Source organism: Amycolatopsis sp. NPDC031561 (assembly GCF_055580625.1).
The window spans coordinates 26,207-43,342 of record NZ_JBVILA010000031.1; the positions used below are offsets into that span (position 1 = coordinate 26,207).

The 17,136-nt window shown below is 68.6% G+C and carries 24 protein-coding genes; 19 read left to right on the top strand and 5 right to left on the bottom strand.

The features are described 5' to 3' along the window. The first annotated feature begins 130 nt into the window (after positions 1 to 130). The 3 genes from ACZ5IK_RS39310 to ACZ5IK_RS39320 all read left to right on the top strand — a co-directional run bounded on the left by ACZ5IK_RS39310 (position 131) and on the right by ACZ5IK_RS39320 (position 2,348). Positions 131 to 1,168: a hypothetical protein gene (locus tag ACZ5IK_RS39310; protein ID WP_465492325.1), complete on the top strand. Its 1,038-nt coding sequence runs from the start codon at positions 131 to 133 to the stop codon at positions 1,166 to 1,168. Positions 1,169 to 1,710: 542 nt separating this feature from the next. Then, positions 1,711 to 1,848 (top strand): hypothetical protein, encoded by a 138-nt coding sequence (locus ACZ5IK_RS39315; protein WP_192746951.1) that lies wholly within the window; start codon positions 1,711 to 1,713, stop codon positions 1,846 to 1,848. 170 nt (positions 1,849 to 2,018) lie between these two features. Continuing rightward, positions 2,019 to 2,348, top strand: coding sequence for a hypothetical protein (locus ACZ5IK_RS39320; protein WP_465492326.1), 330 nt, complete (start codon positions 2,019 to 2,021; stop codon positions 2,346 to 2,348). A gap of 237 nt (positions 2,349 to 2,585) precedes the next feature. On the opposite strand, the gene ACZ5IK_RS39325 is transcribed toward ACZ5IK_RS39320, so the two are convergent. The 3 genes from ACZ5IK_RS39325 to ACZ5IK_RS39335 form a co-directional block, all read right to left on the bottom strand. After that, positions 2,586 to 2,852: a helix-turn-helix domain-containing protein gene (locus ACZ5IK_RS39325; protein WP_465492327.1), complete on the bottom strand. Its 267-nt coding sequence runs from the start codon at positions 2,850 to 2,852 to the stop codon at positions 2,586 to 2,588. A gap of 114 nt (positions 2,853 to 2,966) precedes the next feature. Then, the gene (locus ACZ5IK_RS39330) at positions 2,967 to 3,440 is read right to left on the bottom strand and encodes a phosphatase domain-containing protein (protein WP_465492328.1); all 474 of its coding nucleotides are present in this window, start codon (positions 3,438 to 3,440) and stop codon (positions 2,967 to 2,969) included. A gap of 14 nt (positions 3,441 to 3,454) precedes the next feature. Next, positions 3,455 to 4,012: a cysteine hydrolase family protein gene (locus ACZ5IK_RS39335; RefSeq protein WP_465492329.1), complete on the bottom strand. Its 558-nt coding sequence runs from the start codon at positions 4,010 to 4,012 to the stop codon at positions 3,455 to 3,457. A 224-nt stretch (positions 4,013 to 4,236) separates the two neighbouring features. Between ACZ5IK_RS39335 and ACZ5IK_RS39340 the strand changes: the two genes are divergently transcribed. The 3 genes from ACZ5IK_RS39340 to ACZ5IK_RS39350 are packed head-to-tail and all read left to right on the top strand — an operon-like array spanning position 4,237 to position 5,980. Beyond that, positions 4,237 to 4,587 carry a hypothetical protein gene (locus ACZ5IK_RS39340; RefSeq protein WP_465492330.1) on the top strand — a complete coding sequence of 117 codons (351 nt, stop codon included), beginning with the start codon at positions 4,237 to 4,239 and terminating at the stop codon, positions 4,585 to 4,587. Beyond that, on the top strand, positions 4,577 to 5,134 hold the full coding sequence (locus tag ACZ5IK_RS39345; protein WP_465492331.1) for a DUF6879 family protein: 558 nt from the start codon (positions 4,577 to 4,579) through the stop codon (positions 5,132 to 5,134). The genes ACZ5IK_RS39340 and ACZ5IK_RS39345 overlap by 11 nt, the downstream gene beginning before the upstream one ends. Before the next feature lie 24 nt (positions 5,135 to 5,158). Then, positions 5,159 to 5,980 carry a helix-turn-helix domain-containing protein gene (locus ACZ5IK_RS39350; RefSeq protein ID WP_465492332.1) on the top strand — a complete coding sequence of 274 codons (822 nt, stop codon included), beginning with the start codon at positions 5,159 to 5,161 and terminating at the stop codon, positions 5,978 to 5,980. A 133-nt stretch (positions 5,981 to 6,113) separates the two neighbouring features. Here the strand turns inward: ACZ5IK_RS39350 and ACZ5IK_RS39355 are convergent, their stop codons facing one another. Both ACZ5IK_RS39355 and ACZ5IK_RS39360 read right to left on the bottom strand, forming a co-directional pair. Next, positions 6,114 to 6,923, bottom strand: coding sequence for a GNAT family N-acetyltransferase (locus tag ACZ5IK_RS39355; protein WP_465492333.1), 810 nt, complete (start codon positions 6,921 to 6,923; stop codon positions 6,114 to 6,116). Further along, on the bottom strand, positions 6,920 to 7,696 hold the full coding sequence (locus tag ACZ5IK_RS39360) for a GntR family transcriptional regulator (protein WP_465492334.1): 777 nt from the start codon (positions 7,694 to 7,696) through the stop codon (positions 6,920 to 6,922). The genes ACZ5IK_RS39355 and ACZ5IK_RS39360 overlap by 4 nt, the downstream gene beginning before the upstream one ends. A 487-nt stretch (positions 7,697 to 8,183) precedes the next feature. On the opposite strand from ACZ5IK_RS39360, the gene ACZ5IK_RS39365 reads away from it, so the two are divergent. From ACZ5IK_RS39365 to ACZ5IK_RS39425, 13 genes are all read left to right on the top strand, one after another. Then, the gene (locus ACZ5IK_RS39365) at positions 8,184 to 8,411 is read left to right on the top strand and encodes a hypothetical protein (RefSeq protein ID WP_465492335.1); all 228 of its coding nucleotides are present in this window, start codon (positions 8,184 to 8,186) and stop codon (positions 8,409 to 8,411) included. Next, complete coding sequence (locus ACZ5IK_RS39370; protein ID WP_465492336.1) at positions 8,408 to 8,647, top strand: hypothetical protein; 240 nt, start codon at positions 8,408 to 8,410, stop codon at positions 8,645 to 8,647. The genes ACZ5IK_RS39365 and ACZ5IK_RS39370 overlap by 4 nt, the downstream gene beginning before the upstream one ends. Continuing rightward, on the top strand, positions 8,644 to 8,865 hold the full coding sequence (locus ACZ5IK_RS39375) for a hypothetical protein (RefSeq protein WP_465492337.1): 222 nt from the start codon (positions 8,644 to 8,646) through the stop codon (positions 8,863 to 8,865). The genes ACZ5IK_RS39370 and ACZ5IK_RS39375 overlap by 4 nt, the downstream gene beginning before the upstream one ends. Before the next feature lie 126 nt (positions 8,866 to 8,991). Beyond that, positions 8,992 to 10,014, top strand: coding sequence for a hypothetical protein (locus ACZ5IK_RS39380; protein ID WP_465492338.1), 1,023 nt, complete (start codon positions 8,992 to 8,994; stop codon positions 10,012 to 10,014). A 305-nt stretch (positions 10,015 to 10,319) separates the two neighbouring features. Continuing rightward, positions 10,320 to 10,595 (top strand): hypothetical protein, encoded by a 276-nt coding sequence (locus tag ACZ5IK_RS39385; RefSeq protein WP_465492339.1) that lies wholly within the window; start codon positions 10,320 to 10,322, stop codon positions 10,593 to 10,595. Between the two features lie 4 nt (positions 10,596 to 10,599). Then, positions 10,600 to 10,854 (top strand): hypothetical protein, encoded by a 255-nt coding sequence (locus ACZ5IK_RS39390; protein WP_465492340.1) that lies wholly within the window; start codon positions 10,600 to 10,602, stop codon positions 10,852 to 10,854. Between the two features lie 46 nt (positions 10,855 to 10,900). Next, positions 10,901 to 11,482, top strand: coding sequence for a hypothetical protein (locus tag ACZ5IK_RS39395; protein ID WP_465492341.1), 582 nt, complete (start codon positions 10,901 to 10,903; stop codon positions 11,480 to 11,482). 25 nt (positions 11,483 to 11,507) lie between these two features. Beyond that, the gene (locus ACZ5IK_RS39400) at positions 11,508 to 11,939 is read left to right on the top strand and encodes a hypothetical protein (protein ID WP_465492342.1); all 432 of its coding nucleotides are present in this window, start codon (positions 11,508 to 11,510) and stop codon (positions 11,937 to 11,939) included. A 185-nt stretch (positions 11,940 to 12,124) separates the two neighbouring features. Beyond that, positions 12,125 to 13,537 carry a hypothetical protein gene (locus tag ACZ5IK_RS39405; RefSeq protein ID WP_465492343.1) on the top strand — a complete coding sequence of 471 codons (1,413 nt, stop codon included), beginning with the start codon at positions 12,125 to 12,127 and terminating at the stop codon, positions 13,535 to 13,537. 138 nt (positions 13,538 to 13,675) lie between these two features. Further along, positions 13,676 to 15,904: a helix-turn-helix transcriptional regulator gene (locus ACZ5IK_RS39410; RefSeq protein WP_465492344.1), complete on the top strand. Its 2,229-nt coding sequence runs from the start codon at positions 13,676 to 13,678 to the stop codon at positions 15,902 to 15,904. 154 nt (positions 15,905 to 16,058) lie between these two features. Beyond that, positions 16,059 to 16,259: a hypothetical protein gene (locus ACZ5IK_RS39415; protein ID WP_465492345.1), complete on the top strand. Its 201-nt coding sequence runs from the start codon at positions 16,059 to 16,061 to the stop codon at positions 16,257 to 16,259. A 73-nt stretch (positions 16,260 to 16,332) separates the two neighbouring features. Beyond that, positions 16,333 to 16,539, top strand: a complete 207-nt coding sequence (locus tag ACZ5IK_RS39420; protein ID WP_465492346.1) for a hypothetical protein — start codon at positions 16,333 to 16,335, stop codon at positions 16,537 to 16,539. 89 nt (positions 16,540 to 16,628) lie between these two features. Further along, positions 16,629 to 17,132 carry a hypothetical protein gene (locus ACZ5IK_RS39425; protein ID WP_465492347.1) on the top strand — a complete coding sequence of 168 codons (504 nt, stop codon included), beginning with the start codon at positions 16,629 to 16,631 and terminating at the stop codon, positions 17,130 to 17,132. The last annotated feature ends 4 nt before the right edge of the window (positions 17,133 to 17,136 follow it).

Here is a 17,136-nt window from a genome sequence, read left to right on the forward strand (position 1 = left end):
CATCACCCGCGGCCTGGGAAACCCGCCCGCGGCACAGAGGCGAACTGATTTCGTTTTTCCCTAGATGCTCGGCCGGGGGGCAGGCGGCGATCGGGGAGCCGCCGGAGATCGCCGGCAAGAACGGATAGAGATGCACAATCCCGTGTACACCATCAACCCCGGACCGGACGCCAGCGTGCTGGCCCCGGTCTCGCCGACTACGAACCTTTCGGCCCGGCGTCGCGGCAAGCCCGCGCTCGCCGCCATCAGCTCCACCGCGGCGTTCACCAACGCCGGATTGACCAAGCCCGCGCGCCAGCTGGTGCTGTTCGCGCTGTGCTGCCTCACCCGAGAGGACACGCTGACCGACGCCTACGACGCCGTGCTCGCCAAGTACGGCGACCGTCCCGGGCACTGGTGCCACGGCAAGGACCTGCCCGGCTTGCGGTACTCCTGCAGCAAATTCCTCGGTAAAGCCGCCCGCACCTCGCCGACCTGGGAGGTACTGACCGACCTGTTCAGTGCCGCGCTGTCGGCACAGGAGTGCGAACGGCTGCTGCCCTGGGCGGCGTGGCTGTGGTGCCGTGCCCACGACGTCACGGCGCCTCCGGGCTACACCGGGCCGATCACGCCCCCGCCCTGGGGCGAACAGGACATCGTGGCCAAGGCCGCCGTCCTCGCCGCCCTCCGCACGGATCCGCCGCCGCATCCGGCGGACCCTGCGCCCCCGTCCCGCGAGCCTCTTCACCAGGAGCCGCGCGAGGACCACCACACCCTGCCGATGGCGGAAACCCCGACCCCGGCCTGGGAAAGCTCGGTCCCGTCGTGGGAGAACCCGCCGGATCTCCGGCTGCTACTCGACTCCATGACCCGGGCCTACCGCTCCCAGGAAGACCTCATCCGGTCCCTGCGGGCCCAGATCAGGCAGCTCCTCGAGGACAACCTCGAACTCGACCACCTGAGCTGGGAGCTGCGGACCCAGATCGCGAAACTGACCCAGGCCGCCGAGACCGCGATCTTCCGGAACGACCCGTCCCTGACCAAGCCCCAGGTCCGGCGGAAGCTGGAGACGATGATCGGCTGCACCCGCTCGCCGTTGCCGCCGCTCCCGCGGTCACGGCTGCGCCCGCCGCCCGCCTTCGTCGATCACCACGACCGGCGCCTGGCCCCGGTACCTCCCTCGGCCTGACCCTCCGGCACTCCACACAGCGCCCGGCCGGCGACGTCGTCGCCGCCCGGGCGCTGTGCTGTCCGCACCACACTCGGCGCCACAGCGGCCAACCGGCGGCTACTGAACACGCGAGTACGGCACTGACCCAGGCAATTAATTGTTCAGTGCCACGTTCAGTGCCTCATTACCGTCAGGTTCAGTAATCATTAGTGCCATCAGTGCCATGACGATTCGGACCAGCCGTTTTATTGCCCTGACCAGGCAATACAGTTCGACGTGATCTGCCGGGCAGAAATATTCAAAACCGTTCACCGACAGGGACTGACTCCCTATCGTCCGAGCACAGTTCCAGCTCCCGGCGGCCTCGCGCAGCTGGATAGTTTGGTTCTCGCCGGACCAAGATCGACGGCAAAAGCATCGACAGATATCGATTTCCAGGAGCCCTCGTCATGAACACGGAAACGCCGCATTTCCCCGCCACTCGCCCGGCCGGTATGGACCGGCCCGTGCCCGACACGCGGGCCCACGGGCCCAGCCCGTGAACAGAAAGGAGCGCCCACATGGGCGGAAAACACCGTAAAGACAAGGACGGCGGGCTGGCCAGCAGGGGCGGATGCGCGGTGATCATGATGATCGCCGTACCTCTGCTCGTCCTGCTGACCACCGCCGCCGATCAGGCCATCATCCTGATCAGCTGACTAACCGGTTCCCCGTCAGAGAACCGACTGCGGGGTCGGCCTTCGGGCCGGCCCCGCATCCCGTGCACTCAATAACTCTTCAGTGCGACACGAATTATTACACCTGAAACCCGAATATTCCTCTGTCGCAAAGGCCAATACCCCAGTCGAGTGAGGATCCTTCTACTCCCATGAACCCCCGTTGCACCGGCCGCCCCAACCTTCACGCCCGCCCGTCCCGGACCCGGCCGCGCGTGGTCCCGCTGCGCCTGCGCCGTGGCGCGACCACCCCCAGCCGCCGGATCTGCGGAGAAACCGACCGCGAAACCCACTTCGTGCCCAGCGCGGCCGTCGACGGCGACGACACCGCCGTCACCACCCTCTGCGGCACCCGACTCGAACTCGACCAGACCGAACCCGCCGAACACGCCCACGGCGTGCCCTGCACCACCTGCTACCTCCAGTTCCTCCACGTCACCGACCTTGACGTGCCCCACCAGCGCGGCGGGCAGGAATGGTGAGCGCCCACGACGAGCGCCAGCCAGACGAGCAGACCAGAGACCTGCGCCTGGTGCGACATCATGCTCCGACGAAAGAGCCTGCGTCGGCGGGTCCCCGGCCGGCACAGGCGGAGCAGGGGCGTGATCTACGAGAACTCGTGGAGAAAATTGTCAGGCTCTGGGGTCAGCCGGATCGGAACTGTCGGTAACCCGCTGCAGCTTTCCCGGCATAGGTCTCTGACCACCTGATCTCTCGGACTACCCAGTGCCAGCGCTGGAGTCCGGTGGAAGGTCGAGGTCCGTCGTCTCGCTCGAATCGGTCGGGATACTGCCCGGGGCCCAGCCGAGTACTTCCTCGAAACGACGGGCCGCGATCGGGACAGGCGGGCGTCCGCGATCGCTCTCGTGGAGTCTGATGGTCGCCTGGCTCAACTGGGTGCGATGCGCGAGCTCCCTCACGGAGATGCCCTCCGCTTTCCGGAACGCGATGAGAGCCTTCGCCAGCCGCTCGGATTCTTCGCTCATGACCAAAGCATTCCGCATCACGAACGCTCGATCAGCAGCCTGGCCTGGTCCGCACGCAACTGGTGCTTCTCGCCGGACTTGTCGCATCTTTGCGAGACATCGCAGAAGAGAAAGCTACGCGAGGTGGCGGGCCGAGGTGTTCGCAGCCGGGGGGAACACGGCAGGAAAGCCCTGGTCCAAGGCCATCGCGACGACTCGTTCGTCGTCGTCGACCACGACGTCGATGGCACGGGTCCGGGCGAGCTCGTGGAGCTGTTCGACCTTCCACACCGGCGAGAGTCGGAGATCGTCGTTCGGGCGCATCCGCAGTTCGTCTCGCGGAACGTCGTGCCGATCGAGCCAGGCCGCGGTCAGGTCGCGTGTGCGGTCGCTGCGCGCGGTGAGCCAGCAAATCTCGTGGTCGACGGCGAGCTGACGTGCCAGCGCTCGCCCTGAGGGGATGAGCGGATCGTCCCCGGCCGCGTCGAAGAACGCGGCCCAGGACTTTCTGCTCGCGGACATCGGATCGTTGCCGAGCAGCGGAAGGCGCCAGGCGGCGTCCGCGATGACGCCGTCGACGTCCAGCACCGCCAGGCGGCTCTTGCTCAAGGACCGGTTCCTCTTCAAGCGGCCTGAGCGCTGCCGTCGATCACGGAGGCGGCGTCGACGAGCTGGCCGCGGCCGATGAATCGCTTGATGACGAGAAGGCCGGCCTCGTGCTTGTCGGCGCCCGCGTGCGAGGCGCAGGCGTCGGTGACGACCCACGGGGTGTAGCCCTGCTCGAACGCGTCGCAGGCCGACTTCATCACGCAGCTTTCGGTGGCGATCCCGCAGATCACCATCTGCGACCAGCCGTGGAGGTTCACCAGCCTGGTGAACTCCGTCGTGAACGGGGAGTACTGGCCGACCTTGTCCACCACGGCCGCGGCTCGCGCGGCGTGCGGGGCGAGCTCGTCGATGATCTCGACCTCTTCGGCGTCTGGCATGAAGCGTGACCAGTGGATCAGCCGCTCGAACTGGCTACCGGGCCGGTTGATGAAGCGCGTGAAGACCACGTCCCGGCCGAGCGCTTCCCAGCGGTCGACGAGATCGACGACGTGCGGAACGACCGGGGCCGACTTGCTGGACACGAACCCAGCCTGCATGTCGACGACGAGCAGAACGGAGTTGCCGTTGTTCACGGTGCTTCCTCTCGGAGTAACTGGTCGTCCACCTGCCAATTTAGCCCTTGGACACCGCGTTTCTTTGCTAGACCTCGCAGAGGCGAGCTAGAGCAAATATCCCCCGCAGTCGCCAGTCGAAAGACAGCGGAAATCAGCACTTAGTCAATTGTATATTGACTAAGTGTGTGATCATGTCCCACACTCAGTTGCGTTCGTCCGCTCGGCGAGAGGTCAGGGGCACGATGAAGATCACCTTGGTGGCGGCGGCCTGCAACAACGGCCGGACCTGCCCGAACATCAACACCAGCGATCGCGGCACCGTCGTAGTCCAGGGCTATATCGCGGCCTGCGACAGCGTGCCCGGTCTCACCCTGACCGCCTCCGACGCCGTAGTGGAGATTCCCGTCGGGCTCTTACCGGACGGCCTGGTCGCCGACGACATTCGGATCTACCCGACAGGCCGGGACACCCTGCTGGTCGTCGGTCCCCGGGTGGTCGACGCCGAAGCGCTCGCCGAGCTGCAGCTGCCTGAGGGCGAGGACGCCGTCGAGGTCGCGGCCGCGCCTGGAAGGATCCCTGCCCATGCTGGATGAGGAGCAGCTTGGCGCCTACATCGACGACCGGTTCACCCGGCGCCTGTTTCGCCTGGAAACCCATGATTTCCTCGATGTCGGCAGCGACGGCGAGGACTTTCAGCGTTACCTCGCCGGGCAGCCCGGCCCGGACATGGCCCGCAAGAAAGCCTGGCTGGACGTGATCCGAAGTGAGGTCGCTCAGGGCAAGCACACCTATCGCGTTCACGTCGTGCGCTCCCCGCTCACCGACTACCTGCGTTTCGACTTCGAGTGGGGCTATGTCCACAACGAAGAAGCCGGCGAACGGATCGGGATCCTCGATCTCGCCGAGCGAGATGCCCCGGCCGAGTTGGTTGACCACGACTTCTGGCTGATCGACGACGAGCACCTGGTCCTCATGCACTACGACGATCGCGGCCGTTTCACCGGCGCTGAGCCCGTCGACGACGTCAACCAGCTCGCCCGGTACCAGACTTGCGCCCAGGCCGCGTGGTCTGCCGCGCAGTCGTTCGGCGACTATTGGCGCGGCCACCCCGATGCCTGGCGTGATCGCCACGCCGCCTGACCCTGTTGATCCAGGAGATACACCATGACCACGCCGACCCCGCCGTTGTCGACCGCGCTGCGCACCCTGCGCGCGGACTTCGGCATCAGCGGGAACGAAGCCGCCAAGCGGGCAGGGCTGTCCCAGAGCAAGGTCTCCCGAGCGGAACGTGGCGCCTTCGCGCCGAGCCCCGAGGACGTCGCCGCCCTGTGCAGCGTCTACAAGGCGCCGGCCTCAGTCCGCAAGGAGCTCATGCAGATGGCCCAAGACCTCAAAGAAGCCAGCCACAGCGCCCGGATGACCCTGCAGCGCGGCGGCTGGTGGATGCAGGAACGCATCGGCAAGATCGAGCGGACCGCCGAACGGATCCGCGAGTTCTCCCCGTCGATCGTCGTTGGCCTCGTCCAGACACCCGACTACATCCGCGCGCTCTTCGGCGACTCCCTGCCCGAAGACGACCTCGATCGAACCGTCCAGGCCCGACTGCTCCGCCAGGACATCCTCACCAGCGGCCGCACGATCGACATCGTCATGGCCGAAGGCGCCCTCCGCTGGTGCATGGGCAGCCCCGCCGTCATGGTCGGACAGCTCGCCCACCTCATCGACATCAGCCAGGCCGGGCACGTCAGGCTCGGGATCATCCCCTCCACTACCCCGGCCACCGTGCCCGCGCTCCATCCCTTCGCCATCTACGACTCCCGCGCCGTCCTCGTCGGCACCATCAACGCCACCGCGCTCATCACCGACGCCCAGAACCTGCGCGACTACGAGAACTACTGGACCGAGATCCAAGACCTCATCACCTGGGGCGACGACGCCCGCAGCCACCTCGACCGCATCAGACGAGGCTTTCTTCAGGGCACCTGAACAGGCCTTTCTCACGTACAGACTTAGTCAATGTCGTATTGACTAGATGTTGTTTGAGAACTTCAAAGCGGAAACAGGCAAGAAAAGGGGTGGGACCAGGTGATTCCTGGTCCCACCCCAAAGCAGCCAGCCGTTAGGCGGAGATCACTCGGTGGTACATGCCCCCAGCCTGGCGAACGGCTCGGGCTCGGTCTTCCAATGCCCGGCTGGCCTGGTCGAGGGCGGTGTTCCAGGCGTCGGGGTCGGTCGAGCGGGCGGACGTTTTCAGGTTCGCGACCAGCGCGGCGGCTTCGTTCCACAGCGCGGCTTCGCCGGTGGGGTCGTACCGATCCCGGTCTTCACGAAGAGGAACGGCGGCGGTGAGGACCGCGCTGGTGTCGTCGACGAGCGTGATGGCCGCGCGGATCTCGGCGGATGCGAGCTGTGTATCCGCGTCACGTTCGAACAGTGCGCCGGAGTTCCGAACGGGATGTTCGCGTATGTCGAGCTGCCGGAAACCATGGCGGAGCCAGTAGTTGTGCAGGCCGGTGTTGGTGCGCCAGCAGTCGAGGCGGAGCCAGCGAGCGCCGGTGTCGGCGGCGCGTTGCGCGCACCAGTCGAGCAGGAGATCGCCGAGGCCGTAGCCGCGGCGATCGCTGCGAAGAATGAACTTGTAGAGATAGAGCGCGGGCTGAGCGGCTTCGGCGGGTGTCCAGAAGGCTGGGTCGGCGGCGGCGAGCGCGAAGCACGCGACGACGTCGCCGGCCTGGGTGGTGACGACGTGCATGGCGCCCTGGTCGATCCAACTGGCGATGACCTGGCGGCCGTGCTCGCGGTCGTGCCACTGGACGATCCCCGCGGCCGCGAGCGCGTTCTCGGCCTGGACGCGGAGATCGAGGCAGGCGTTGAGGTCCTGGTGATCGGCGTGGCGGATGCGGTAGGTGATGGGCTGGACCATGCTCATGCCTCCAAGGTGAGGGCGAGGTACATGCGGTCGCCGGGGAAGACGGAGACGATCACGCGGATGCGACGGCCGGTCTCGTCGATGCCGACGCGGGCGTGCTCACCGACGGGGTCCGCTCCGATGTCGAGCAGCTCCTGCTCCTCGGGAGTGGCCACGCGCGAGCGGATCTCGTCGAAGTAGCGGACCTGCTTGATGCCCATGGCGTTGATGAAGCCGCCGGCGACGGCGATGTCGGCTTCGGTCATGATCGGCTTGATCCGGCGGCCGTCGACCACGCATTCACGGTCGGCGATGTCCATGGGGAACCAGCTGTCGGCGATGGACACGGCTTCGTCGTCAGCGATCCGGATCCGGCGTCGCCGGATCAGCATCGTGTTGGTCTCCACGTCCAGCCATCGCGCTACTTGGCGTGATGCAGGAATGCCCCGCACACTGACCTGCTGTCGAGGCGTCTTGCCCTGGGCGACCATGTCAGCTGCCCAGTCGTCGATTCCCCGCGCGGCGTCGTCGCGTCGGTCCCCGCGTTCCCACTCGGTCAGGTGCCAGACCGCAGGCGCGTACTTGCGGACCTGGCGCCCAAGGCGGCCGGCGCCGACGGTGATCAGCCCTTCTTGTTCGAGCTTGCCCAGTGCGGTGCGGACGGTCGGCCTGCTAACTCCATAGAGGTCACATAGCGCAATTTCGCCAGGGATGGTTTCGCCAGGGGCCAGTTTTCCCAGCTCAATGCGCTCGCGCAGGCCGTCGTAAACGACCTCCCAGCGGGGCTTCTTCACGGGCTTGCGGCTCCTCACGCGGCGGCCTCTTTCTGTAATTACAAAACTTACATGATCCGGACTCTTGCGCAGCTTCTGTCATAACAGTAACGTCTGTAATTACAGAACGGTACGTGACTGGCGCGGCACTGTCTGAACAGCAAGTTGGCGCGAGACTCCGGTCCGATCCCGGCTCCGCCCAAAACGAAGCGGGTCTGCGCCCGTGGTGGCACGCTCCACTCCCCCAGCTGTGCTGGTGAGGACTCCCTGTAGACGCGGGAGATCGCAGAGAAATTCATAGGACCGCGAAACCTAGGTCTCTACGAGCGCGTATTACCAGCCCGCCAGGACGGTTAGCCCGAGCGATGCGCGCCTAGGTATCCCCGAAGTCGAGGCGGTCCCCTTGCACACAAGTTTTTGCAGGTCAGACCGATCGATGCCTGCCGTTGGCCCACCCGCACTTCCCCGCGGGTGGGCCTTTGGGAGTCACCCACGAACGGAGATCGACATGCGCATGACCCGCGCCGAGTACGCCGCCCAGTTCACCCAGGTCGACCTGGACCTGCTGAACACGAGCGACAGGCAGCTCAACGGCTTGTTCGAGTTCTTCGCACTGATGACCACGACCAGGGACGAGCGCGTACACCGACAGCGCCTCGCCGAGCCGCAGTTCACCGCGGCCCTGGCTCCGCTCCCCGCCGGTTCCGATCACGAACAGCTGGAGGCAGCAGCATGATCACCGAACCTCTTTCCCATGACGTCGGCCTGGCCGACCCGCAGCTCGTCCCGCCCACCACGGTCATCGAGCCGGTCGGGTCGCCGTTGCTGGCGATGGCCACGATCCTGACCGCCGGTCTGGTCCTGCTGTTCGCCTCCCACGAGCCGATCCAGCTCGTGGCCGCGCTCGCCGGGCTCGCAGCGTCCTTCTGGCTGTACCGGGTCTTCCGGGCCCGGGGGAAGGCGCAGCGATGAGCCTTCCCGTCACCGATTCCCCGGACCTTGGCGCCTTGCAGCACGACGTGCTCACCGACGCCGTCGGCAAGCAACTGCTGCTGAGGTGCCACACCGTCGCCTTCCATAGCGGCATCGACCCGGTCGGCACTGGCGCCCGGATCACTCGCCTGCAGGCCGAGATCGCCGAAGAGTTCGATGTCCTGGTTCATCTGCAGGACGCGCTGCGAGCTATCTGACTCGGCGCTCCGGCACCGGGGGACCACATGCGCTCCCCTCGAGCGCGTGTGGTGCCCAGGCCACCGGAACCTCATCCGCCGTCGACCGGCGAGATCAATCTCCCCGAGCATGAGAGGACATGACCCGTGTCTGCCGACGCGACGCACCTTGGCCCTGCTGAAGAACCTCACGACACCTTCGACCAGCTGGCCGCGCAACTCACTGAGATGCCGTCCCAGCTGGAGGTGCCTGACCTGCCGACCCCGCCGAAGGCTGCGCCTGCCTTACGCGCTCCGGTGGAAGCCCCCCAGCCCCCGGCGCCCGCAGCGAACACTCAGGTCGCGTCCACCGAGACGCCCGCTCCGCTCCCGCAGCCCGCTGCTCGAATCGAACCTCGTGTTCCGGTCGCACCCGCGGCGCCGAACCGGTGGGGTAAGCACGGTCTGGTCGCCGTGTACTGGATCGCGATCGCCACAGGGGCCATCGGCCAGGTGATCTTCTTCGGTGACCTGTTCGAACTGGGGCTCCCCGGCTATTTCGCGGCGGCGATCATCGCCACCACCTCGGAGACGATCATGGTGTCGGCGTGCGACACCGCCCTCGCCAAGCGGGATCAGGGCAGGGCCGCGCGGCAGTGGGTTCCATTTCTCCTGATCGCTTTCACCGCGGCGGTCACGGCCTCGGGGATGAACGTCATCCACTGGATGGAGAAGAACCCGTCGATGGCGATCCTCTTCGGCGGGATCGCGTTCCTCGGGTTCCTCCTGCACGTCATCCACGGGTTCGGCGATGGGACGCAGTACCGCGCGGAGAAGGCGGCGTTCGACGCCGCGATCGCCGAGATCGAGGCGGAGCAGCAAGCGGAGGCCGCCGAACAGCGTCGACTGCGCACCGCCGCAGCCCGTCGGCAGCTGGAAGCCGCCGCCTCGACGCCGGCAGCAGTCGTCAAACCGGCCGCCCGATCGACGAAACCGAAACCCGCCACGAAGCAGACCACGAAGCCGTCCGGGAAGCCGAAGATGACGAAGGACGACGTCCTCAGCTGGGCACTGCGGCAACCGGATCCGGAAAACCTGACCCCGGCGCCAGTGCTCAAGCACTTCAAGGAACGCGGCTACGACCTGGTCACCGAACGTGCTGTCCGGAACTGGCTCGCCGACATCAAATAGATCCCGGTCCAGCACCGGGGGAACGCTCGCGGAGGTCAGCCCTCCCCGCGGTCCGCGAGCGTTGCCCAGGCCTCTGGAACGGCCCGTCCGAGACGGCCGGGAGCCGCGTGGTGAGCAGCCACACCCGCACGGCTTCCGGCGCCCACCCCGCGCAGCACACCCTCCCCCGCTTTTGTGCTGCGCGGGAAACACCGGTGGCCGAGCGCCGCAACCCCGATGAAACCCCTCGCGGGTTTCAGCGCGCGCTCGGCCACCGGCCCTCGCCTTCCCGGTTTTTGTTGGCACGTCTGGAAAGGACCATCCGATTGGCTCGTGAACGCTACGAACTGCGCCTGGAACGTCTCGACGGCGGCAGGCTGCCGAACCGGGTCGAGGAGGTCAGCGAGTTCTTCGACCTCGACGACGCGTATGACACCGAAACCACACTGGCCAAGCACTTTCTGCCGCTGGCCTGTACCGCTGAGGGCGAGGACCCCGGCGGTGACCGCGCGGAGATGCCGTGGCTGGCGCGGTATGTGCTGAGGATCTACCAGCCGGGGAGTACCCGGCTGGTGACCTCGTATCGCGGCTGGCTGGTGTAGCCGGATGGCCGGTCACCGCAGGCGCCGCAAACCCGGGACGCCGACCGCGCGCCGGCGTCATCACGAGAACTCGAGGGCGCTGCTGGCGGAGAAACTCGCCGCCACCGGTGATCCGGTCGAGCGCCTGGCGCACGGCTTCGACTACGCCCGCGCCGCGGCGGCGCGGGCCCGGCGCCGCGATCCCGGCGCCGACGTCACCGCGGCGCTGGACGCCGCGCTGCACGCGCTCGTCCGCGCGGGCGACCAGCTCATCCGCTGACCCATCCCACGAAGTCCCCACCCTGAAGCAGAGGAAGTGATGCCCCATGTCCGCCGTGCACGAGCTGCCCCAGCCGACGCCCGCGTCCACGACGGACCAGGCCCGGCCGCCGGTCCCGCCGGAGACCGACGCGGAGAAGACGCTCCCGATCCCGGCCATCCGCCCCGACACCCACCTCCGTGTCGTCCCGACACCCGCCGCCCCGGGCCCGGACGGGGACGCCGCGAGCGACACCAGCCCCGGCACCGGGCCCGGCCGGTCGCCGGTGGACCGGGTGAAGGCCTGGACCGAGGGTGTCGCGAGGCCGTGGGCGAAGGACATCTTCGGCCCGCCGGACATCGCCACGAAGGACCGGCCGTCCCTGGCGAAGATCCGCCGCTACGGCAAGGAGAACACGCAGACCCCGGACGTGCCGGTGCTGCGCGCGGCGAGCCAGGCGTGGTCCTGGATCGCGATGTATCACGCCGCCCGCGGCTACGCCCGCGCGTGGCTGATGGAACGCCCGGTCCGCGCCGGGGTGTTCGTCGCGCTGCTGATCGTCGCGTCGCTGCTGCCCGGGACCCGGGCGGTGCTGACGGTCCTGCTGTGGCCGGCGCACACCGCCATCGAGCTGCTCACCAACTACTGACCCGCCCGATCTGAAGGAGTCCCTCATGTACATCCTGTCCGCGCTCGCCCTGTTCGTGACCTGGATCCTGATCCGCAAGCGACGGGCGAAATGGATCCCGGACTGGTTCGCCTGGCTGATCTCCCCGGGCGTGTTGTTCCTGGCCACCACCGCGTTCGCGCTGTCGGACATCGGCGGTTTCCTCGGCGGGATCCTGATCTGGATCGTCGGCTGGCCGGTCACCTGGTTCGGCGGTAATCCCGCGATCCTGGTGACCATCGTCGCCGCGGCGCTGTTCCTCGGCACCGTGCTCGACATCGGCGTCGACAAGAAACCCGACGGCCTGGCCAAGACCGGCCTGGTGCTGCTGCCCATGCTCGCGGCCGGATGCCTCGGCTTCGTCGGGCGGCTCCTGAGCTCGATCGTGACCGGCACCGGCGGCGTCGGCCCGCAGGTCATCGCCGCCATCACCGGCTGAGGTCCGGCCCGCGTGGCCAGGTGCCAGCCCGCCCGAGCCCCCGGGCGTCACTCACGCGGGGCGGCCCTCACCGGTGTCACCACACGGCCCCCGCCAAGGGGGCCTTGCGGATGGGCGGGTTCGACTCCCGCCAGGGGCACGTACCGATCGCGTCCCTTATCGAGCCGACAAGGAGGAAACGTGCCGTGGAGCTGCTGTTCATCCTGATCATCAGTGCCTACCTGACCAGGCAGGCCGCGCAGGCCGTCCCCGACTCCATCGCCCTGGCCCGGGGCAAACCCGCACCGAGTGTGGAGAAGTGGAAACGCAAGCACCCGGACAAGCCGGTAGAGCCTGGGTTGCGCGGTTACTTCGGCCGGATGCTCACCAACAGCGTCGAGGCCTGGGCCGACCGATCCAGCCGTCGACACAGGCGGCGCAAGATGTTCCAGGCCGCACGGCAGAAGCACAACGACTCCGAGTGGCTGCGCAAGAAGATCGCCCGCACCGAGAAACGCGCCGCCCGCGCCGAGCAGTGGGCGGCGAAGTTCGGCGTCATGTGGGACAAGACCAAGGCCGCCGCGACCGCCCGCCGCGACGAGAACGCGGCCTGGGACGAGAACGCCGTCCGCGACCCCGGCATGGCCTCCGCCGACGCTCCGGCCGCTGGTCCCCGGGAAACACCGGGCGCCACATCGGGAAACGACGGTCCCGCGCCGCAACCGCCTCCGGCAGGTCGGGAAACACCGCCGGGAACGCCGGGCCCCGGGACGTCCGCGTCCGGTGCCTCGGGCAACGCCGCTCCCGGCGGGCCGGGCAACGGCCGAGGTGGCGCCGGCTCTCTCTACGAGGAATGGGTCGGCACGTCGGGCGACGGTACGCAGGGCGGGGGCGGGGGCCGAGCGACCGGATGGACCACGGACGAGGACCGCTACCGGTTCGGCACCGGACGGGTCTATGACGACCAGGACCGGGATCCGATGTGGGGCCCCGCACCAGAACCGCCGCCGGAATCCCCGGGCACGGTCCGCGCCGAAGGCGAGATCGTCCGTCCTCAACTGCAGCTGGAAGCCGGCTCCACCGCCGGTGCCGCCGACACCGAGATTCTCGACGCCGAGATCGTCGAGGACACCCCCGCCCCCGCCGAGAGCTCGGCGGGCAACCCCACCCCCATGGAGGACGTGAACATGAACGCCAGTGCCGAGATCACCAACCTGCCCGCGGCGAAGGCCTACACCGCGAAGATGACCGAGTACCTGAACACGGTCGGCAGTGTCGTCGAGGCCCAGAAGGCCGAGCTGAAGAAGCTGGCCGAGGACTTGAAGGCCGAGCTGGCCGACGCCGAGCTCGCGATGAGTTCCCTGCAGTCGCACGGGTTCACCGGTGACCCGGTCGCCGAGTTCCAGCTGGCCAACGAGCAGCTGATGCTCGCGCAGCAGGCGCTGGCGGGCGCCGAGCAGGCCCTGAACCCGCTGCCGGACAACATGACCAGCGCGAAGGGCGCCTACGACAAGGCGTCCGACGCCTTCGACCGGCAGGCCGGTATCGCCGAGCAGGTCCAGACCCAGGCGGCCACCGGCAACGTCGCCGACAACACGGCCTTCTACGCCAACGCCTGACCCCGCACGACAGCGCTGAAAGAGGACACCGCCACGGGGCACCGGCCATCACGGCCGGTGCCCCGTGGCGGTGGGCGGGTCCGATTCCCGCCCGGCGCGCTCAGCACATCCGGTCACCGAGCGAAAGGACACCCGACCATGGCCGACACCACGACCGCCCCGGCCGCCGCGCCGGTGGCCACCCACGACCCGCTCCCCCAGCCCACCGCGAACACCGAGGCCGGGAAGGCGAAGGGCGTGCTGGGCAGTGCCCGGGACACCTACGCCACCGCCCGCACCAAAGTCAGCATCGCCAAGGAGAACGTCGCTCGCACCAAGAAGAAGGCCAAGGCGCTCGGGTGGCGGACCCGCCGCGCGAGCTACCCCTGGTACGCCGCGGCCGCGACCGCAGGCCTCGGCGTCGCCGGGTCGGTCGCCACCGAGTTCACCGACACCCCGGTCGACCTCGCGGTCGCCGGTGGCACCGGCGCGGTCGCGCTCGCCGGGGGCTGGGCTCTGGCGAAGAAGTGCGCCGAGCAGATCGAGAAGGCCGGCATGACCAGCCGGGTGCAGGCCGGGGTCGCCGCGTCGTGCGCCTGGTGCCTGACCACCCCGCTGACCGGCGCGAGCGCGCTGGAGATGTGGCTCGCGCTCGGTCTGGGGACGGTGGGCCTGTCCGCGCGCTGGTGGCAGCGGATCCGCCCCGGCTACCCCGCCGGCACCGACCTCGTCCTCGCCAGCGAGACCGCCCTCGTCCCCGCCACCGACGCGGACGCCGAAGCCACCGCGGTCGCCACCGCGGCCGAGTCGATCCTCGAGGCCTGGTCCGCCACGGTCACCGTCCCCGGCGGGCTGGTGCCCGGCTCGACACTCACCGCCCCGCAGCTCGCCGATCACCGCGTGACGTTCTCCCTGGGCCTGGTGCCGGGCAAACAGACCGTGCAGGACCTGCGCAACCTGGCGGGCAAGATCGGCTCGGCGATCGGGTTCTTCGGTAAGGACCTGAGCTTCGACGAAGGCGCCCGGCCGACCGAGGTGGTCATGTCGGTGCGGGTCAGCGCCGAGGTCGACACCACCTACAGCGGCCCGGTCGTCATCGTCGAGGGCCAGGACATCTACATCGAGATCGGCCCCTACGTCGACGGCGAGGGCGCGACCCGCTACCACGTCGCCGGACCGAACAGCGTGAACAGCGGTTTCGTGCTCGGCTCGAAAGGCTCCGGCAAGAGCAGGGTCCTGGAACTCATCGCCGACGGGCTGCGCGCGCTCGGGTTCGAGATCTGGTGGATGGACCCCCAAGGCGGTGCGTCGTCGAAAGCCTTGAAGGACCACGCCGACTGGTCGCTGATGGGCCTGGACTCCGACGAGCACACGCCGCTCGAGGTCGCCTACATCGGGAACCTGCTGCACCTGTGGCGGGCCGTGTGCAACGTGGCGAAGATCCGCGAGGCGGAGAACGTCGCGATGGGCCTCGACGGGTTCACCCACACCCGCGAACGCCCGGCGATCATGGTGATGATCGACGAGTGCCACAAGGCGTTCAACCTGAAGAACCCGGTCAGCGGCAACACCTTCGGCTACGACTTCGGCGAGCTGGACCGCGTCACCCGGAAACTCGGCATCGGGTTCATCGGCGCGTCGCAGATCTTCACCATGGACACCTTCGGCAACTCGGCCGCCCTGCGGTCGGGGATGATCACCGGGAACCTGCTGATCATGCGGATGATGGAGAAGTCGCACTGCGGGCTGCTGCCCGGCAGCGCGCCGTCCCCGCTGAGCCTGCGCAAGGGCGGCGGCTACGGCTACGCCATCGACACCGACCGCGAGCACGTCATGTGGCGGGCCCGCAACATCGGTGACCACGCCGCCGAGCGCCTGGCCGCCAAGCCGAAAGCGACCCTGGACGCGCGGGCCACCAAGGCCGCGGGCCCGGCCTACCGCGACCGGCACAAGACCGCCGCCCGCTACACCGAGAAAGCCCTCGCCACCCTGGAGGCCTTCGACGCGGCAGGCGAGGCGACCGCGCTGACCATGCTCCACACGGGACCCCAGACAGAGCAGGCCGGCACCGGCACGACCGCCACCCCGGCGTCGGGTGGCGGGATGGCGTCGGTACGGGTCCTGCCGGTCCGGCCCTCCGCCCAGGGCGCCACCACACCCGCCGCCGCCGCCGGCGGCGCGGTGGCCGCACCGGACGGTGTCCCCGCGGCTGATCTCAAACCCGGCGCCCAGCGGGTCATGATCCTGCTGCGCGACGGACAGGCCTGGCACACCAAGGACATGGCCGCCGCGCTCGGCATCAGCGAACAGGCCGTGCGCGGACACATCCGCTCCATCGGCGAGACCCGCCTCGACAACCTCGGCAAGGGCCGCTACCGCATCAAGTGACCGCTCCCCGCGCGGCAGAACAGACCCGCACTACACCCTGCTAGTCCTGCGAGGCCCGATATGCCTCGTAGGACTCCCGAGGAATTCCAGCGGGTCTGCTCCGCTCCGCCCGGCGCCCATCCGTCCCGCCCAACCCCGATAAAGGAGTTCGCTGATGAACCGTCGACAGCCAGCACGCCTCGGCAACGACCGCCCGAGCCGAACCGCCCTACCGTCCGCCGCCGCGCCCATCCACCCCGGCAACGGCACCCCGGTCGGCGACGGCGGGGGCCTGGACGCCGGGGACTCCTGCCCGGCGCCCGACACCACGTCCATCGCGGACGCCGGCGGCGGGTGCGACGTCTCCGTCTCCTGACCGCACTCCGCTCGACGCGACGGCCCCCGCCCCTCCCGGCGGGGGCCGTCACCGTTTCGGGAAGGCCCCGCCCATGAAGCCCCTGTTGTTCTTCGCCGCGCTGGCCTTGTTCTACCTGGCCTACTGCTGGTGCTACCCCTACACCGCCTGCGGCAGCTGCGACGGCGGCAAGCACTTCGACTCCTCCGGTGAGCACTGGCGCACATGCCGCCGCTGCAAGGGAACCGGTACGAGGATCCGCCTCGCCCGCAAGCTCCTCGGCAGCACCCGCGACCTGTAGCTCCACACCTCCACGCACGAATTGCGAGGCCAGATAAGCCTCGCACACCTCGCACGCCTAGCTGAAGCGCTGACCTGGAAGGACCGTGCATGACCGGCACGCTCACCCCGCTCACCTCCGGCACGAGCCTCCGCTGCCTCGACCTCGCAGACCTCGTCGACGGGCTGGTGACCGCGATGATCCGCAGCGACAACGACCTCGAGGACTCGCAACTGCTCGCCGAACTCGCCGACGCCACCGAGGAACGCGCGCGCCTGACCCGCGCCGCCGAAGACGTCGACGACGCCCGCTTCGCCGCACTGCTGGCCGATCTGGCTCACGCCCGCGCCTACGACCGGCCTCGTGTCCTCGGGTTGCTGCCCGTACTGGAGCAGCCGTCCTACCTGCGGGCCGTCCTGAACCGCATGGCCTCCCCCGCCGACGACCAGCCCGGCTGGGTCCTGGCCCTGCGGCTCAACGCCCTGATCGACCACGCGATCGACCTCGGCCTCGGCACCCAGCTCGCCCGGCGCCTCGCTCTCGCGGTCTTCCGTCGCCCGGACGGGGAGAACGCCGCCGAGCACGAAGCCGCCGACGGCATCGGCGCCGCCTGACCTT

Bases quoted from the DNA above. Each gene is read 5' to 3' on its own strand.
- ACZ5IK_RS39310 (WP_465492325.1), top strand. From the start codon at position 131: ATGCACAATCCCGTGTACACCATCAACCCCGGACCGGACGCCAGCGTG.
- ACZ5IK_RS39315 (WP_192746951.1), top strand. From the start codon at position 1,711: ATGGGCGGAAAACACCGTAAAGACAAGGACGGCGGGCTGGCCAGCAGG.
- ACZ5IK_RS39320 (WP_465492326.1), top strand. From the start codon at position 2,019: ATGAACCCCCGTTGCACCGGCCGCCCCAACCTTCACGCCCGCCCGTCC.
- ACZ5IK_RS39325 (WP_465492327.1), bottom strand. From the start codon at position 2,852: ATGAGCGAAGAATCCGAGCGGCTGGCGAAGGCTCTCATCGCGTTCCGG.
- ACZ5IK_RS39340 (WP_465492330.1), top strand. From the start codon at position 4,237: ATGAAGATCACCTTGGTGGCGGCGGCCTGCAACAACGGCCGGACCTGC.
- ACZ5IK_RS39345 (WP_465492331.1), top strand. From the start codon at position 4,577: ATGCTGGATGAGGAGCAGCTTGGCGCCTACATCGACGACCGGTTCACC.
- ACZ5IK_RS39350 (WP_465492332.1), top strand. From the start codon at position 5,159: ATGACCACGCCGACCCCGCCGTTGTCGACCGCGCTGCGCACCCTGCGC.
- ACZ5IK_RS39355 (WP_465492333.1), bottom strand. From the start codon at position 6,923: ATGAGCATGGTCCAGCCCATCACCTACCGCATCCGCCACGCCGATCAC.
- ACZ5IK_RS39365 (WP_465492335.1), top strand. From the start codon at position 8,184: ATGCGCATGACCCGCGCCGAGTACGCCGCCCAGTTCACCCAGGTCGAC.
- ACZ5IK_RS39370 (WP_465492336.1), top strand. From the start codon at position 8,408: ATGATCACCGAACCTCTTTCCCATGACGTCGGCCTGGCCGACCCGCAG.
- ACZ5IK_RS39375 (WP_465492337.1), top strand. From the start codon at position 8,644: ATGAGCCTTCCCGTCACCGATTCCCCGGACCTTGGCGCCTTGCAGCAC.
- ACZ5IK_RS39390 (WP_465492340.1), top strand. From the start codon at position 10,600: ATGGCCGGTCACCGCAGGCGCCGCAAACCCGGGACGCCGACCGCGCGC.
- ACZ5IK_RS39395 (WP_465492341.1), top strand. From the start codon at position 10,901: ATGTCCGCCGTGCACGAGCTGCCCCAGCCGACGCCCGCGTCCACGACG.
- ACZ5IK_RS39400 (WP_465492342.1), top strand. From the start codon at position 11,508: ATGTACATCCTGTCCGCGCTCGCCCTGTTCGTGACCTGGATCCTGATC.
- ACZ5IK_RS39410 (WP_465492344.1), top strand. From the start codon at position 13,676: ATGGCCGACACCACGACCGCCCCGGCCGCCGCGCCGGTGGCCACCCAC.
- ACZ5IK_RS39415 (WP_465492345.1), top strand. From the start codon at position 16,059: ATGAACCGTCGACAGCCAGCACGCCTCGGCAACGACCGCCCGAGCCGA.
- ACZ5IK_RS39420 (WP_465492346.1), top strand. From the start codon at position 16,333: ATGAAGCCCCTGTTGTTCTTCGCCGCGCTGGCCTTGTTCTACCTGGCC.
- ACZ5IK_RS39425 (WP_465492347.1), top strand. From the start codon at position 16,629: ATGACCGGCACGCTCACCCCGCTCACCTCCGGCACGAGCCTCCGCTGC.